A 15,294-nucleotide genomic window follows, 5' to 3' on the forward strand; every position below is an offset into this window, starting at 1 on the left:
TACCGCGATGCGTACCAGCCAATATCTGCTTTCCACTCTCAAGGAAACCCCCTCCGACGCTGAAGTTGTCAGCCACCAGCTGATGCTGCGCGCCGGGATGATCCGCAAACTCGCTTCCGGCATGTACGCCTGGCTGCCGACCGGCCTGCGGGTCCTGAAGAAGATTGAAAACATCGTCCGCGAAGAGATGAACAATGCGGGTGCCGTCGAAGTGTCCATGCCGGTGGTACAGCCCGCCGAGCTGTGGCAGGAGTCCGGCCGCTGGGATGACTACGGCCCCGAGCTGTGCCGCCTGACCGACCGTCACAACCGCCCCTTCGTGCTGGGTCCGACCCACGAAGAGGTGATCACCGCGCTGGTCCGTTACGAAGTGAACAGCTACAAGCAACTGCCGCTGAATCTGTACCAGATCCAGACCAAGTTCCGCGATGAAGTGCGCCCCCGTTTCGGCGTGATGCGCGGCCGCGAATTCCTGATGAAGGATGCCTACTCCTTCCACATCGACAAGGCTTCCCTGGTCGATACCTATGAGAAGATGCACGCGGCCTACTGCACCGCCTTCACTCGCATGGGTCTGAACTTCCGCCCGGTGCAGGCCGATACCGGCTCCATCGGGGGCACCGGCTCCCACGAATTCCAGGTGCTGGCTGAGAGCGGTGAAGACTTGATCGCCTTCTCCGATACATCCGATTACGCCGCCAACATCGAGATGGCCGAAGCGCTGGCACCGGCTGGCGAGCGCGCTGCCGCAACCAAAGCCCTGACCAAGGTGGCCACCCCGGCCGTCCACACCATCGATGAAGTAGCCGCTTTCCTGAACGTGGCGCCGACCGCCATCGCCAAGACCCTGCTGGTACTGGCCGAGGAAGACGAGCACGGCAAACAGGCCGTCATCGCCCTGGTACTGCGTGGCGACCACGAGCTGAACGAAATCAAGGCCGAGAAGCTTTCTGGCGTGGCTAACCCGCTGACCTTCGCCAATGACGAGCAGATCAAAGCGGCCGCTGGTTGCGACGCAGGCTCCATCGGCCCGGTCGGCTTTGCCGGTCGCATCATCGTCGATCGCAGCGCCGCCCATCTGAGCGATTTTGTTTGCGGCGCCAACGAGACCGGCTTCCACCTGACCGGTGCCAACTGGGATCGCGACATCGCCTCTTTTGAGGTTGCCGACCTGCGCAACGTGGTGGAAGGCGACCCGAGCCCGTGCGGCCAGGGCAAGCTGCTGCTCAAGCGCGGTATCGAAGTGGGCCACATCTTCCAGCTGGGCACCAAGTACTCCGAAGCGATGAAGGCGAGCGTGCTGAACGAAGGCGGCAAGTCCGTCACCATGGAGATGGGTTGCTACGGTATCGGGGTTTCCCGCCTGGTGGCTGCGGCCATCGAGCAGAACAACGACCAGTACGGCATCATCTGGCCGGATGCCATCGCCCCGTTCGAAGTAGCCATCGTGCCGATGAACATGCACAAATCCGAGCGCGTGGCCGAGCAGGCGCAACAGTTCTACACCGAGCTCAAAGCCGCCGGTGTGGACGTGCTGTTTGACGACCGCAAGGAGCGCCCGGGTGTGATGTTCGCCGACATGGAGCTGATCGGTGTGCCCCACGCCATCGTCATCGGTGACCGTGGTCTGGACAACGGCGTGGTGGAGTACAAGTGCCGCCGCTCCGGCGAGAAGCAGGAAGTGCCCATCGGCGAGATCGTTGCCATGCTCAAGGCCAAGCTGGGTCGCTGATAACGCCGACACCGCCTATCGCTTTTCATAGGAAAGCCCCGAGTGCCACGGCATTCGGGGCTTTTTATATGGCTCTCAGCCATGATGCACAAAAATGCGTCTCCAGCGTGAACCAATGAGATAACTGCATTGCCCTGTACACGGTACGGCTGATTTCCTAGACTGGCGCTCTTTACCCAGCTTGCCCGAGAAGTTATGTCCATCGCCTCAGCCAATACCGTTGTCGTGCTCGACTTCGAGACCACAGGGCTTTCACCCGGACAAGGGGATAGAGCCATCGAGATCGGTGCCGTCAGAATCAAGGATGGCCATATCAGTGAGCGTTTCTCGGCATTGATGAATCCGGGCTTCAACGTGAGCAGCTTCATCGAGCAATATACCGGGATCAGCAATGCCATGCTGAAACAGGCTCCCCCCTGTAACGTGGTGATGGCGGATTTCGTCGACTTTATCGGTGATGACAATCTGGTCGCCCACAACGCCTCCTTCGACAAGCGCTTTCTGGATGCGGAAATAGAGCGATTGCCGGCGCAATACCGCGGCCAGTTCGCCTGTTCCCTGCTGCTATCGAGGCGCCTGTTTCCCGATGCCCCGGATCACAAGCTGGGTACCCTGGTGCAATACCGGAGCCTGCCCAATGACGGGGTGTTTCACCGTGCCCTGGCGGATGCAGAGGTGACGGCCCACCTCTGGCTTGCCTTGTTGGAAGAGCTGGCGTGTCGACATGGTATTATCGACCCGGACTTTGAATGGCTGCTGACCCTTGGCAAGAAGCCAAAACAGGTGATTCCATCCTTCCTGCGGGAATATGCGACTCGGAAATAATATGTGCCGACATGCATCATCAATCATCCACGCCATGTCGGCACTGAATTTCCCCGCCTTCACATCCATGATGGCCCGGCGTAAAGAGAGGCAGGCAAGCAGATAATTTAGCACTGCACATCAATGAAAAAGCGCGCCAAATGGCGCGCCTTTTGTTTCTGCTCTTCTGGGCGGCAAGGGCCGGAGCCCACTATCTCAACTATTGCGACCGATAAAGAGATCGGTCACATGGCAGCTGCTTCTCGCGGCCAGCGCATCCAGCATGTAGGCTGCCGCGTCTTCCGGCGTCATGAAGCCACTCGAATCCACGTGATCCGAATTCTCCCAGAACTCGCTGCGGATCCCGCTCGGATAGAGGTTCACCAGTCGCAGGGGAGCACTCTTCAGCTCGGCCCGCAAGGATTCGAGAAAGCCGCGCATGCCCCATTTGGAGGCGCAATAGAGGCTCTCGTTGGCCTTGCCGGTCTGGGCGGCAGAGGAGAGCACATTCGCCAGCACGCCGCCCTTGTCACCGATGAGGCGCACCGTCTGCTGGGCCACCAGTATGGTGGAGATGAGATTGCTCTCCACCACCCGGCGGATCTGCTCGGCGGTGTAGACACCCACCGGGCCGAACTCGCCGACACCGGCACAGTGGATCACCATGTCGGGCAGGCCGCCCCACTCCACCGCAGCGGCAAAGGCGACATCCACCTCTTCGTGGTGCGCCAGATCGGCGGCAATGCCGATCACCGCCTTGCCGAGCAGCTCTTCCTGCTCCTGCAGTTTCTGGTAACGGCGACCCATCATGGAAACCTGATGGCCGCGTTCAACCAGCCCTATGGTCAGGGCGCGGCCCAGTCCGGACCCCGCGCCAGTCACTATGATGTGGCCCATGTGTGCTCCTCAGGGAGATCAGAAGGTGAATTCACCACCGATGAACCAGCCGTCGATGGTCTGATCGACGCGATCGAAGTCCATCTCGGCCTCACGCCAGCCGGCGCGGATCTTGAGCGGCACGGAAGAGAACTTGTAGGAGCCGCCCAGACGGTAGTCGTAGTTGTCGGCATCCTGCAACCGCATATCGCCAAACGCGGCGAAGCCGGTCCCCGGGATGCGTACTTCACCCCCGGTGTAGGCCATCAGCACATCCTTGTCATAGGAGTAGTGCTGGGTGTTGAAATCACCGTCGTAGCGACGACCGGTCAGACCCAGATCGATCTGGAACAGATCGTTGTTGAACAGGCGATAGTAGAGGCTCAGGTCGTAAGCCAGCAGATCGTTGTTGAAGCTGCCACCGCTGCTGCTAAAGTCGGACATTTCAAACTTGGCGTTGGGCAGCAGCAGGATGCCGTGCTCCAGTTGCAGGTAGCCGCTCCAGTTGTAGTTCTCGTCGTAGCTGCCATCGGCACCCACGCTGCTGACCTGGCCACTTCCCTGGGCATTCCACAGATCGGCACCCGCCGCAAAACGCCAGTCATTGGCGGCCATGGCCCCATGGCTGAGCAGAGCCATCACAGTGCCGGCAATCAGGGTCTTCTTCATCACTTCGCTCCATTTTGGACTGGAAAGGCCATCATTTTACCCGCTGGGCAAGGAATACCTAGAGTAAAAAGCTGAACAAGCGTCCATAAATGTCAGTGCTTCATCCCTTTCATGGGTTCGACCGGCTTCACGGGCAGGCTCAGTGACAGCGTCTGCCCATCGTCCAGGGTCAGGGTCAGCGGGAAGGGCGTGCCCTGGGCCAGGGTATGGATGTCGAACAACATGATGTGCAGGCTGCCGGGCTTGAGCACGGCCTCCCCCTTGGCCGGGATCTCGATGCTCTCCACCTGGCGCATCTTCATGACGCCGTTCTCGTGCAAATGGGTGTGCAGCTCGACACGGCCCGCCTCAGGGGACGCTCCCACCACCAGTTTCACCGGTTTGTCCCCATCGTTCCTGAGCACCATGAACGCCGCCGTGTTCGGCGAGCCAGGGGGCAGCAGGCGCACATAACCATCGACTGCGTCGACCTTGGCCAGGGCCGGGGCGGCCAGAAGCAGTGCCATGGTGGAATAAAACGCACGTTTAAACATGGTTGAAATCCTTTTATGATGTTGTTAAACGAGACAAAGCTTACCCCTATGGCAAGCTTTTGACAGCCCCCGACAACAAGGATTCAGATATGGCCCTCACAATTCTGGCCGAACAGCAGGACGGCTTGCTCACCCTGACCTTCAATCGACCGGAAAAGCGCAATGCCCTCAACACGGAGACGTATCTGGCGCTGACCGACGCACTGCGCCAGGCCGCCCGGGACGAAGAGGTCCATGTGCTGCTGTTGCAGGGCCAGGCGGAGTGCTTCACCGCCGGCAACGATCTGGCCGACTTTGTTGGCAAGCACGCCCTTGAGCCGGACGATCCCATCCTGCAATTTCTGCACACCCTGGCCGACTTCCCCAAACCGGTGATCGCCGCCGTGGGCGGCCCGGCAGTCGGCATAGGCACTACCCTGCTGCTGCACTGCGACCTGGTCTATCTGGGTGACAACGCCCGGCTGCAGCTGCCTTTCGTCGAGCTGGGACTGGTGCCGGAGTTTGCCGCCAGCCTGCTGCTGCCACGCGCCGTCGGTCACCTCAAGGCGGCGGAGCTGTTGCTGCTGGCAGAGGCCATCGATGGGGAAGAGGCGCTGCGTCTCGGGCTCGCCAACCGGGTGCTGGCCCCCGCGGACCTGCTCCCCTTCGCTCGGGAGCAGGGACTGAAACTGGCGGCCAAGCCGCCGATGGCGCTCCAGAAGAGCAAGGCGCTGCTCAAGCAGGAGCTCAAACAGGCTGTGCATTTCGTCATCGACCTGGAAGCGCGCGCCTTCGCCCAGGCCCTGCAAGGGGAAGAGGCGCAAAGCCGCATCGCCAGCAAGCTGCAAAAACGGCGCTGAACTCAGTTGAGACGGAACCGGCCTATCAACTCGCAGCCCTGTACCCTGTCCTGCACCTGGATAAGCCGGGCAATCTCCGGATTGGGGTGGCGCTTCAAGAAGGAGAGCAGGGCGGCGCGGCAGCAGCCCAGCTCACTGATGAGGGATTCGCACGCCCGGTTGGGGCACTGGGGCACCAGGGCGGTGACCAGCTCGGAGGCGAGCTTGAGGTAGCGCAGTTCATAGGCGGGCTCTTCCATGGCACGCCAGAAATCGGCCATGCGGTGACAGGTGGCGACCCGCATGCTGGCCAGTTCGTCCAGATCCCCGGAGGCCAGCTCATACACTTCCCCCAGGGCCTGCTGATAGAGGCAGATCGCCGTGCCCAGAGCCCCCATGCCAAGGGCATTCTCCGCCTCCAGCATGTAACGTTGCCAGTTCTGATGTTCCATGTTCCTCTCCTTTGCCGACACGAGTGGAGTTTGTATCATGGCCAATCGAGAACAAATATCAACCAGACCCTTTGTGCAGGATCCCTCAACCCGCCGTTCTGGGCTGATTGACGCGACACTGCTTGCCGGGGTAACCAGGCAGATCCGACGCCTTGCTGCTGCACGCCAGCCGTTTGGCTTCGGCGAGACGATCCGCGAGGTTGACCTCATCGATCGGCTGCCAGGCCATCTGCTGGCCGAGCCAGCTGGCCCAGGCAAACTCGACGAAGTAGACCTGACCCTTCTTGCTGAAGTAGCCCGCATCCTGCAGCAGCCCCGCCAGGGTGCGGTAGGGATAATCCGGCAACTCACCGATATGGCCGGGCAACTGCTCGGGAGTCAGGGGTTGACCCCGTTCATCCTTGAGCCAGGCCCAGTGGTTGTTCTGCATCTGGCTCCAGAAATTGGCCCAGTCCTGCAACCGTGCAATCACCTTGACCCTGACCTGCTTCACCCCCTGCTGCCACAGCGCCTTGGCCAGGTGGTGCCTGTCCACCAGCCAGTAACCCCCATCCGGCGCGATGACGATGGGGATCTCTTTCTTTTTCATCAGCTTGTCGAGCTGCTTCTCGCTCTTGTCCGCCAGCTCCCGGGCTGTGGTATCCACCTGCAACTGACCGACGCCGCCCTGGGTGGGGTGCAGCGCCTCTATGTTCACTTCGCACCAGCTTCCCACCGAGCTGCTCTTCTCGCACGGGGACAACGCCCAGGCGCCCTGGCTCAGCACGCAGGCCAACAAGATCCATGCTCTCATCATTCTCTCCTTTTCCTGGCGCTCACGGCGCCCCTTCGTTGACAGCCGCATCGGATATCAATGGGACTCATGCTGGCGGTCTGACCAGCAAAGGGGATATCATGATTTCCCATCTGCCGGCGATGCATTCTCGCCGAGTTTTCTCCCCGCTTCACACATTTTGAAGGATTCACCATGAAAGGATGGAGCCCCCTGCTGGCCCTGCTGGGCTGTGCCTGCGTCCAGGCCGCCGATGTGCCGCCCGGTACCCCACTCGCCGCTGAACAGGCCGTCGTCCGTCATCTCAAGGATGAACCGGCGAGCCTGAGCCCCCTCAAGCTGGTGGGACTGCCGGAGCTGCAGGTCCTCAGGGACCTTTACGAGGGGCTGCTGACCCAGGGGCCGGACGGCAAGGTGCTGCCCGGGGTGGCCGCGAGCTGGGAGAACAAGGACAACCGGCAGTTCACATTCCATCTGAGGCAGGATGCCCGCTGGTCCAACGGCGACCCCGTGCGCGCCGCCGACTTCGTCTATGGCTGGCGCAAGCTGGTTGACCCCAGGGAAGCCGCCACTTTCGCCTGGTTCGCCCAGCTCGCCCGCTTCGACAAGGTGGACGACATAGTGGCAGGCAAGCTGGCCCCCGATGCGCTCGGGGTGGAGGCCGTCGATGACCATACCCTGAAGGTGACCCTCTCCCAGCCGGTGCCCTATTTCCTGAGCCTGCTGACCCATCCCAGCCTATCGCCCCTGCACCGGGCCAGCATGGAGCAATATGGCAACCAGTGGACCCAGCCCGGCAAGCTGGTGGGCAACGGCGCCTTCGTGTTGAGTCACCGGGTGGTGAACGAGAAACTGGAGCTGACGCCCAATCCCTACTACTGGGATCGCGCCCACACGGTACTGACCCGCGTCACCTTCGTGCCCATCAATCAGGAGAGCGCGGCCACCCACCGCTATCTGGCCGGGGATCTGCACATCACCGAATCCTTCCCCAAGGAGCAGTACCAGAGCCTGATGGCCCAGATCCCGGGGGAGGTCTATACCCCGGAACAGCTCGGCACCTACTACTACGCCTTCAACACCCAGCGCCCACCCCTCAATGATGTACGGGTTCGCCAGGCGCTCTCCTATACCATCGACAGGGGCCTGATTGCCGACAAGGTGCTGGGCACCGGGGAGAAACCGGCCTACCACTTCACCCCGGACGTGACCGCCGGCTTCGACCCCAAGCCCAATCTGCTCTCCACCAGCAGTCAGCAAGCGCTGGACGAGCGTGCCAGAGCCCTGCTGAAAGAAGCGGGCTACGGCCCAAGCAATCCCCTCAGGCTGACCCTGCTCTACAACACGGCGGAAATTCACAAGAAGATGGCGCTGGCCATCGCCAACCTGTGGAAACAGAAGCTAGGGGCCCGGGTCGAGCTCACCAACCAGGAGTGGAAAACCTATCTCGACAGCCGTCAAAGCGGCCAGTTCGAGGTGATCCGCTCCTCCTGGGTCGCCGATTACAACGACCCCTCCGCCTTCCTCGGGCTCTGGGGATCGGGCCACAGCGGCAACATGGCCCGGTTCGCCAACCCGGCTTACGACAAGCTGCTGGCGCAGGCGGCCAACAGTCAGGATCCCGCAGAGCGGGCCCACCTGTTCGATGAGGCCGAGGCCATCTTGCAGAAGGAGGCCCCCATCGCCCCCATCTACCAGTACACCAATGCCCGGCTCATCAAGCCCTGGCTCAAGGGGTATCCCATCAACAACCCGGAAGACGTGGCCTACAGCCGTCAGCTCTACCTCGTCAAACACTGAGTCCGGGGAGGGGTCGGGACATCTGACCCCTCCTGGCACTGTTCCTGTTCAAGTTCCCGGCATAAAATGCCGCCTCTTTTCATTCATCAACCCCGTGATCCGATCCTGCCATGCGTGCTCTGCTCCTGATTGCCCTGTTTGTTGCCCTTCCCGCCAAGGCCGCCGATGAAACCGAATGCCGCCAGGCCTTCCTCGAATGGATGTTGAGCCAGCAGAAGCAGTTCAGCGACCGCAAGGCCAGCAAGATGGAGCGGCGCAATGCCGAACGAGCCATCGATCAGGCCCGGGATGCCTTCGCCAAGCAGGAGAGTTTCTGCCAGGCCATGGCCTGGGTCGCCAGCGCAGAAGACAATGACCCCCGCTTCAAGCCGAGGACGGGGGAGATCCACGACTTCACTCCCCGCGGCTGAGCCCGCCATCTACGACTTTTTTCAGCCTTTCCCGTGTTGATTTATTGACCCAAGCCAAGGTGGTGTAACAGTCCGCATCTACAATGACGCCGTAACAATCACAAAAATAAAAAATAATTTTATCAGTTACTTGGCTCATTCAGGATGCGCACATGACCACAACCCGGCACGAAGGGGAGATCCGTTTCCCCGATCACATCTCACTGATCTCGACCACGGATCCCGCCAGTCACATCACTTATGCCAACCAGCACTTTTGCGATGTGGCGGGCTATAGCGCGACCGAAATGGAAGGGGAGCCCCACAATCTGGTCCGCCACCCCGACATGCCCAAGGCCGCGTTCGCCGACATGTGGCGCCGCCTGCAACAAGGCAAGAGCTGGATGGGGCTGGTAAAGAACCGCGCCAAGAGTGGTCAGTTCTACTGGGTCAACGCCTACGTCACGCCGATCCTCAACGATCAGCAGCAGATCATCGAATACCAGTCTGTCCGCACCCGTCCCCAGGATCACGACATCGCCTGGGCAGAGCAGCTCTATGCCCGGATCCGTGACGGCAAGGCACTGCCCTGGCTGACCCGGCTGACCCTGGAGCCGGGGCAGCTGTGTCTGCTGCTCTCTGGCACCGCCCTGCTCGGCATGGGGGCCAGTCTGGTCACCGGCCAGCCGGGTTGGGGAGTCATCACTCTGCTCTGCTTGCTGGCCCAGATGAGACATGGCTGGCATCTGCAACGGCGGCTAGCCAGGCTGCTGGCCATGGCGGGCGAGGAGCAGGGCAGCGCCCTTTGCCAGGTACTCTATGCCAGGCGTCAGGACAGCCTGGCCGCCCTTGAACTGCTGCTGCGCATGAAGAAGGCGGAGCTGCGCGCCGTGGTAGGTCGCAGCGCGGACACCAACCAGCAGATCCTGCAGGCGGCGGAGGATGACAGGGGGCATATCCAGACCATAGACACTCACCTGCAACAGCAGCGGGCCCAGAGCGAGCAACTGGCGGCGGCCATCACCCAGATGAGCCAGTCCATCCGCGATGTGGCTGACAATGCCCACCAGGCCAATGCGCTGGTGGGCGAGGTCCAGCAGGTGTCCGCCAGTGGCCAGCAGGCGCTGGCCACCACCCGGGATTCGGTCGACAGGCTTCATCAGGAGCTGGACGCCAGCCAGGGCGTGCTGGCGCGCCTGACCCAGGACAGCCAGAAGATCAACGGCATTCTGGAGGTGATCGGGCAGATTGCGGATCAGACCAACCTGCTCTCCCTCAATGCGGCCATCGAGGCGGCACGGGCCGGTGAACAGGGGCGCGGCTTTGCGGTGGTGGCCGACGAGATACGGGCCCTGGCCCAGAAGACCCGCAGCTCCACCGGCGAGATAAGCGACATGATAGGGGCGCTGCAACAGAGCACCCGGCAACTGTCCGATGGCATGGAGCAGGGGGCCCAGACATCAGTGCTCTGCCAGCAGCACATGGGGGCCACCGCCGAGGTGCTCGACCAGATCAACCGGATGCTGGCCCGGGTGACCCACACCAGCGACGAGATAGCCCAGGCGGTGAGCCAGCAGGCGGATGTCACCAGCACCCTGGATCAGGGGATCCACCAGATCCACCAACTGGCGAGCCACACCGCGGACAACAGCCGTCAGGCCCTCGATGGCATCACCCTGCTGGTGGAGCGGTTGCAAAACCTCTCCCGCCTGATCAACCAGTTCCACGACTGACCCCCTTGCCGTGTAGTTTGGCGCGCCCCCGGGCGCGCTGCCGATCTCTCCTCTCCTTCACGACGACAGGCTCCCGCCGGGGCCAAGAAGTCCGTCTCAGGATTTGCCCTTGAACTGCTTGATGCTGCGCTTGCCCTGGGTGCGACGGTTCGCCTGCTTGTCTCTTGGCGCCCGTTTGCTCTGCCCGCTGGCGGGTTTGTCGGTCACCGGGAAACCTGCCAGCGCCGCCAGGGGCAGGGGCCGACCGGTCAGGGCCCGGATCCCCTCGAGCGCCTCCCCATCCCCGTGGCAGGTAAGGGAGATGGCCAGACCGCTCTGCCCGGCACGGGCGGTACGACCGATACGATGCACGTAGACGGGCGCATGCTCCGGCAGATCCAGATTGATCACCACCGGCAATGCCTCCACGTGGATGCCGCGCGCCATCAGATCCGTGGCCACCAGCACCCGCACCCTGCCCTCCTTGAAATCCGCCAGCGCCTGCTCCCGCACGGCCTGATCCTTGTTTCCATGCAGGGCTGCCACCGTCATGCCAGTTCTGGCGAGTTTCTTAGCCACCCCGTCCGCGTCGTCCCTGGCACTGATGAAGACCAGCACCTGGGGCCACTCTCCAGCCTCCAGCAGGGCGATCAGCGCAGGCACCTTGCTGCTCCTGTTGACCAGATAGAGCCGCTCCTTGATGTCGCTCACCAGGCTGTTGAGCGGCTCGGCCTCGATACGCACCGGATCCTGCAGCAGGCCCGAGGCCAGGCTCTCCAGTTCGACCGGCAAGGTGGCGGAGAAGAGCATCTGCTGCCGCGCCTCCGGCATTGCCTTCATCAGCCACTGGATATCGGGCCAGAACCCCATCTCCAGCAGGCGATCCGCCTCATCCAGCACCAGCATGCGCAGGGCACCCAGTCCCAGCGTCTGCTGGGCCAGCAAGTCCCGCAACCGTCCGGGGGTCGCCACCAGCAGTTGGGGGCCGAGAGCCAGTTCCCGCTCCTGCCACTCCTGGGCCACCCCGCCACACAGGGTCAGAAGGCGCACCCCCAACCCGTCGGCAATCTCCTGCAGGGCGGCGCTCACCTGGCTTGCCAGCTCCCGGGTGGGGACCAGTACCAATCCCTGTACCCGGTCACTGGCTGCGTCCAGCTTCTGCAGCAGCGGCAGGCCGAATGCCAGGGTCTTGCCACTGCCGGTCCTGGCCAGGGCAAGCAGATCCCGTCCTGACAAGGCTGCAGGAATGGCTAGCTGCTGAATGGAGGTCGGTTTTTCCAGCGCGGCGGGCAGCAGGCGCAACAGGGCGGGGGCAAGGGCGAGTTCGTCAAACGTCATGGGGATCGCAGATACAGGCTGAACGAGGATGTGGAGGCGAAGTCTAGCCAAACCCACCCCATAAGTAAAAGGTTCGGAAGCGCAATAAAAACGGCCTGCCCCGTGTGAACGGGGCAGGCCGTCAGGCAATCAGCCTGTGGCGCGACTTACAGAACGGCCAGGGCGGCGGCGTAGTTCGGCTCGTCGGCGACTTCGGCCACCAGCTCGCTGTGCAGCACCTTGTCGTGCTCATCCAGTACCACGATGGCACGGGCAGCCAGACCCACCAGCGGGCCGGAGGAGAAGGCCACGCCGTAGTCCTGCAGGAAGGAGACACCGCGCAGGGTGGAGAGGTTCACCACCTTGTCCAGACCCTCGGCGCCGCAGAAACGGGCCTGGGCGAACGGCAGGTCGGCAGAGATGCACAGCACGACGGTGTTGTTCAGGGCGCTTGCCTGCTCGTTGAACTTGCGCACGGAAGTGGCGCAGGTCGGGGTGTCGACGCTCGGGAAGATGTTCAGGATCTTGCGCTTGCCGGCGAAGGTCGCCAGGGTCGCATCGGACAGATCGCCAGCAACCAGGGAGAAGGGCTTGGCCTGCTCACCGGCAACGGGGAAGTGGCCGGAGACGGAGACGGGGTTGCCTTGCAGGGTGACGGTATTGCTCATGTTAGGTCCTTGATGATTGATGTGGGATCCAGGGTCCCCAGTATAGGCCCGCCACGGGATGACAAACACCCGCTAATGAAAGGGATTTGGCATCCCTTTGCGTCCCCCCTACTCCAGGGGCAGATCAGCGGTCACTGTCATGGCCCCGGACAAAGAGAAGAAGAGGACTTGACCTTGGACTTTACACCAAGGTTTACACTCGGCTCAGTCATCCAGGATCCCGCAGGGGCGGGATCCCTCAAGAGGAACGCATCATGAGCAAATCCTGCTGCAGCCATCAACACGCCGCCGCCTCCATCAAGGCCGTCAGCAAGGCCGCCACCCCACAGGCCGGGCACAGCCACACCAGCCACTGCTGCGACAACGGGGCACAGGCCAGTGGTGTCGCCAACCCGACCCGCCACGATCATCAGGGGCAAAGTGGCGCAGACGGCCCGGGGGATGAAGAGCCCCCCAGAGGCGCTTGCGCCACCGACACAGCCCACGACCACGATCATCATGAGCAGGGGCACGCCCACACGGCCGCCGCGACCGAGCCGCCGCTGGCTACCCCCGAGCAGAACAGCCGCCGCCATAGCTGGCAGGTGCTGGGCATGGATTGTCCCAGCTGTGCACGCAAGATAGAGACCGCCGTCAGCCGGGTGGAGGGCGTACAACAGGCTCGGGTGCTGTTTGCCACCGAGAAGCTGGTGGTGGATCTGGCCCCCGGCCTCTCCCCCGATCCCGTCACCGCCGCCGTGCTGGCCGCCGGCTTCCAGCTCAAAGGAGGCGCTCAGAACACGGCTCGCAGCGAACCGGGCCGCAGCCCGCTGATACAGAGAGTCAGCAACCTGCTCGCCAAGTATTGGCAGCCCCTGTCGCTCGCCGGATTGATGGGGGTGGCGGCCCTGCTGCCGAGCCAGATCGGTCAGCCGCTCTTTACCCTGGCCACCCTCTGGGGGCTGTGGCCCGTCGCCCGCAAGGCGTGGGCACTGACCAGAAGCGGCTCTCCCTTCGCCATCGAGACCCTGATGACGGTCGCCGCCGTGGGGGCCCTGTTCCTCGGCGAAACCGCCGAAGCGGCCATGGTGCTGCTGCTGTTCATGCTGGGGGAACATCTGGAAGCCTACGCCGCTGGCCGCGCCCGCGCCGGGGTCACCGCCCTGATGGCGCTGGTGCCCGACAAGGCGCTGCGCATCCGCACCACTGCCGAGGGCGAGGTACGGGAAGAAGTCGCTGCCGACCAGCTGCGTCCCGGTGACATCATCGAAATCGCCCCGGGTGCCCGCCTGGCCGCCGATGCCCGCCTGCTCGACCCCCTCGGCGCCTTTGACGAGAGCGCCCTGACCGGCGAATCCATCCCGGTGGAGCGCCGCCGGGGTGACAAGGTGCCCGCCGGCAGTCTGGCGGCGGATCGGGTGCTGCGCCTCGAGGTGGTGTCCGAACCCGGCAACAACGCCATCGACCGCATCCTGCACCTCATCGAGGAGGCCGAGACCCAGCGCGCTCCCATCGAGCGCTTCATCGACCGCTTCAGCCGCTGGTATACCCCGGCCATGATGCTGGTCGCCCTGCTGGTGGTGCTGGTACCGCCGCTCGCCTTCGGCCAGAGCTGGGACGAGTGGGTCTATCGCGGGCTGGCGCTGCTGCTCATCGGTTGCCCCTGCGCCCTGGTCATCTCCACCCCGGCGGCGGTCACCTCGGCGCTGGCGGCAGCCACCCGCCAGGGGGCCCTCATCAAGGGGGGCGCCGCGCTGGAGCGGCTGGCACACATTGATACCCTGGCCTTTGACAAGACCGGCACCCTGACCCTGGGCAAGCCGCAGCTGACCGAACTGGTGAGCCTCAATGGCCAGCCTGAGGCCGACCTGCTGGCACTGGCGGCCGCCATCGAACAGGGCTCCCACCACCCGCTGGCCCGCGCCGTGGTGACGGCGGCCAGTGAACGGGGCCTCAACCTCGCCGCCGCCCAGGATCTGCGCGCCCTGCCCGGCATGGGGGTAGAGGGTCGCATCGACGGTACCCTCTGGCAGTTGCTGGCACCGAGCCGGGTCGCCACCCTGGATGCGGCGATGCAGGCCCGGGTCGCCACCCTGGAGCAGCAAGGCAAGACAGTGGTGGTGCTCGGTCAGCCTGACGTCGCCCCGGCCGCCCTGCTGGCCCTGCGCGACCAGATCCGGCCGGAGGCGGCTGCGGCGCTGCAAGAGCTCAACCAGCTCGGCCTGCAGAGCATCATGCTGACCGGGGACAACCCCCGCGCCGCCGAGGCGATCGCCACCGAGCTCGGCATGGGCTGGCGCGCCGGCCTGCTGCCGGAGGGCAAGGTCGATGAGATCGCCAAGCTCGGCCTCAACCAGAAAGTCGCGATGATCGGCGACGGCATCAACGACGCCCCGGCCATGAAGCGGGCCAGCATCGGCATCGCCATGGGAGGTGGCACCGACGTGGCGCTGGAGACCGCCGATGCGGCGCTGACCCACAACCAGCTCGGCGGGGTCGCCGCCATGATCCGGCTCTCCCGCGCGGCGCTGGCCAACATCCACCAGAACATCGCGCTGGCGCTGGGGCTCAAGGCCATCTTCCTGGTCACCAGCCTGCTCGGCATCACCGGCCTGTGGATTGCGGTGCTGGCCGACACCGGCGCCACCGCCCTGGTCACCGCCAACGCCCTGCGCCTGCTGCGAAAACGCTAGGCCGACCGTTAACGGTACAACCAACAGCCGCCCCAACGGGGCGGCTTTTTTATTGCCTCGCCCACAGCAAAGAAAAAGCG

At 63.4% G+C, this 15,294-nt stretch carries 14 protein-coding genes; 7 read left to right on the forward strand and 7 right to left on the reverse strand.

What is annotated here, in order from left to right:
* The first annotated feature begins 7 nt into the window (after positions 1-7).
* Positions 8-1,732 carry a proline--tRNA ligase gene (locus C2U37_RS03790; RefSeq protein WP_104451845.1) on the forward strand — a complete coding sequence of 575 codons (1,725 nt, stop codon included), beginning with the start codon at positions 8-10 and terminating at the stop codon, positions 1,730-1,732.
* A gap of 195 nt (positions 1,733-1,927) precedes the next feature.
* Positions 1,928-2,557, forward strand: a complete 630-nt coding sequence (locus C2U37_RS03795) for a 3'-5' exonuclease (protein WP_104451846.1) — start codon at positions 1,928-1,930, stop codon at positions 2,555-2,557.
* 195 nt (positions 2,558-2,752) lie between these two features.
* On the opposite strand, the gene C2U37_RS03800 is transcribed toward C2U37_RS03795, so the two are convergent.
* The 3 genes from C2U37_RS03800 to C2U37_RS03810 form a co-directional block, all read right to left on the reverse strand.
* A complete protein-coding gene (locus tag C2U37_RS03800; RefSeq protein WP_041214522.1) occupies positions 2,753-3,433 on the reverse strand; it encodes an SDR family oxidoreductase in 681 nt (226 codons plus the stop codon).
* Between the two features lie 18 nt (positions 3,434-3,451).
* On the reverse strand, positions 3,452-4,081 hold the full coding sequence (locus C2U37_RS03805) for a TIGR04219 family outer membrane beta-barrel protein (RefSeq protein WP_104451847.1): 630 nt from the start codon (positions 4,079-4,081) through the stop codon (positions 3,452-3,454).
* 92 nt (positions 4,082-4,173) lie between these two features.
* Positions 4,174-4,614: a copper chaperone PCu(A)C gene (locus C2U37_RS03810; protein ID WP_104451848.1), complete on the reverse strand. Its 441-nt coding sequence runs from the start codon at positions 4,612-4,614 to the stop codon at positions 4,174-4,176.
* 89 nt (positions 4,615-4,703) lie between these two features.
* Here C2U37_RS03810 and C2U37_RS03815 point away from each other — a divergent pair, with 89 nt between their 5' ends.
* A complete protein-coding gene (locus C2U37_RS03815; RefSeq protein WP_041211009.1) occupies positions 4,704-5,453 on the forward strand; it encodes an enoyl-CoA hydratase-related protein in 750 nt (249 codons plus the stop codon).
* Between the two features lie 2 nt (positions 5,454-5,455).
* Here the strand turns inward: C2U37_RS03815 and C2U37_RS03820 are convergent, their stop codons facing one another.
* Positions 5,456-5,884, reverse strand: a complete 429-nt coding sequence (locus tag C2U37_RS03820) for a DUF2753 family protein (RefSeq protein WP_039039476.1) — start codon at positions 5,882-5,884, stop codon at positions 5,456-5,458.
* An 85-nt stretch (positions 5,885-5,969) separates the two neighbouring features.
* Positions 5,970-6,677 (reverse strand): ParB-like protein, encoded by a 708-nt coding sequence (locus C2U37_RS03825; RefSeq protein WP_104451849.1) that lies wholly within the window; start codon positions 6,675-6,677, stop codon positions 5,970-5,972.
* A 174-nt stretch (positions 6,678-6,851) separates the two neighbouring features.
* Here C2U37_RS03825 and C2U37_RS03830 point away from each other — a divergent pair, with 174 nt between their 5' ends.
* The 3 genes from C2U37_RS03830 to C2U37_RS03840 all read left to right on the forward strand — a co-directional run bounded on the left by C2U37_RS03830 (position 6,852) and on the right by C2U37_RS03840 (position 10,578).
* On the forward strand, positions 6,852-8,456 hold the full coding sequence (locus tag C2U37_RS03830; protein WP_104451850.1) for a peptide ABC transporter substrate-binding protein: 1,605 nt from the start codon (positions 6,852-6,854) through the stop codon (positions 8,454-8,456).
* 110 nt (positions 8,457-8,566) lie between these two features.
* On the forward strand, positions 8,567-8,866 hold the full coding sequence (locus tag C2U37_RS03835) for a hypothetical protein (protein WP_010672856.1): 300 nt from the start codon (positions 8,567-8,569) through the stop codon (positions 8,864-8,866).
* A gap of 152 nt (positions 8,867-9,018) precedes the next feature.
* Entirely contained in the window at positions 9,019-10,578 is a 1,560-nt protein-coding gene (locus C2U37_RS03840; protein ID WP_104451851.1) for a methyl-accepting chemotaxis protein, read from the forward strand.
* Positions 10,579-10,674: 96 nt separating this feature from the next.
* Here C2U37_RS03840 and C2U37_RS03845 read toward each other — a convergent pair whose 3' ends face one another.
* Both C2U37_RS03845 and tpx read right to left on the reverse strand, forming a co-directional pair.
* A complete protein-coding gene (locus C2U37_RS03845; protein ID WP_104451852.1) occupies positions 10,675-11,895 on the reverse strand; it encodes a DEAD/DEAH box helicase in 1,221 nt (406 codons plus the stop codon).
* A gap of 146 nt (positions 11,896-12,041) precedes the next feature.
* Entirely contained in the window at positions 12,042-12,542 is a 501-nt protein-coding gene (tpx, locus tag C2U37_RS03850; RefSeq protein WP_010672853.1) for a thiol peroxidase, read from the reverse strand.
* 254 nt (positions 12,543-12,796) lie between these two features.
* Here tpx and C2U37_RS03855 point away from each other — a divergent pair, with 254 nt between their 5' ends.
* Positions 12,797-15,214: a zinc/cadmium/mercury/lead-transporting ATPase gene (locus tag C2U37_RS03855; protein ID WP_104451853.1), complete on the forward strand. Its 2,418-nt coding sequence runs from the start codon at positions 12,797-12,799 to the stop codon at positions 15,212-15,214.
* Positions 15,215-15,294: the final 80 nt, after the last annotated feature.

This window comes from Aeromonas sp. ASNIH1, from assembly GCF_002934285.1.
GTDB classification, from domain to species: Bacteria; Pseudomonadota; Gammaproteobacteria; order Enterobacterales; family Aeromonadaceae; genus Aeromonas; species Aeromonas caviae.

Excerpts from the sequence above, each read along its gene's own strand:
- C2U37_RS03840 (WP_104451851.1), top strand. The coding sequence starts at position 9,019 with ATGACCACAACCCGGCACGAAGGGGAGATCCGTTTCCCCGATCACATC.
- C2U37_RS03825 (WP_104451849.1), bottom strand. The coding sequence starts at position 6,677 with ATGAGAGCATGGATCTTGTTGGCCTGCGTGCTGAGCCAGGGCGCCTGG.
- C2U37_RS03790 (WP_104451845.1), top strand. The coding sequence starts at position 8 with ATGCGTACCAGCCAATATCTGCTTTCCACTCTCAAGGAAACCCCCTCC.
- C2U37_RS03855 (WP_104451853.1), top strand. The coding sequence starts at position 12,797 with ATGAGCAAATCCTGCTGCAGCCATCAACACGCCGCCGCCTCCATCAAG.
- C2U37_RS03845 (WP_104451852.1), bottom strand. The coding sequence starts at position 11,895 with ATGACGTTTGACGAACTCGCCCTTGCCCCCGCCCTGTTGCGCCTGCTG.
- C2U37_RS03805 (WP_104451847.1), bottom strand. The coding sequence starts at position 4,081 with ATGAAGAAGACCCTGATTGCCGGCACTGTGATGGCTCTGCTCAGCCAT.
- C2U37_RS03800 (WP_041214522.1), bottom strand. The coding sequence starts at position 3,433 with ATGGGCCACATCATAGTGACTGGCGCGGGGTCCGGACTGGGCCGCGCC.
- C2U37_RS03820 (WP_039039476.1), bottom strand. The coding sequence starts at position 5,884 with ATGGAACATCAGAACTGGCAACGTTACATGCTGGAGGCGGAGAATGCC.
- C2U37_RS03830 (WP_104451850.1), top strand. The coding sequence starts at position 6,852 with ATGAAAGGATGGAGCCCCCTGCTGGCCCTGCTGGGCTGTGCCTGCGTC.
- C2U37_RS03810 (WP_104451848.1), bottom strand. The coding sequence starts at position 4,614 with ATGTTTAAACGTGCGTTTTATTCCACCATGGCACTGCTTCTGGCCGCC.
- tpx (WP_010672853.1), bottom strand. The coding sequence starts at position 12,542 with ATGAGCAATACCGTCACCCTGCAAGGCAACCCCGTCTCCGTCTCCGGC.
- C2U37_RS03795 (WP_104451846.1), top strand. The coding sequence starts at position 1,928 with ATGTCCATCGCCTCAGCCAATACCGTTGTCGTGCTCGACTTCGAGACC.
- C2U37_RS03815 (WP_041211009.1), top strand. The coding sequence starts at position 4,704 with ATGGCCCTCACAATTCTGGCCGAACAGCAGGACGGCTTGCTCACCCTG.
- C2U37_RS03835 (WP_010672856.1), top strand. The coding sequence starts at position 8,567 with ATGCGTGCTCTGCTCCTGATTGCCCTGTTTGTTGCCCTTCCCGCCAAG.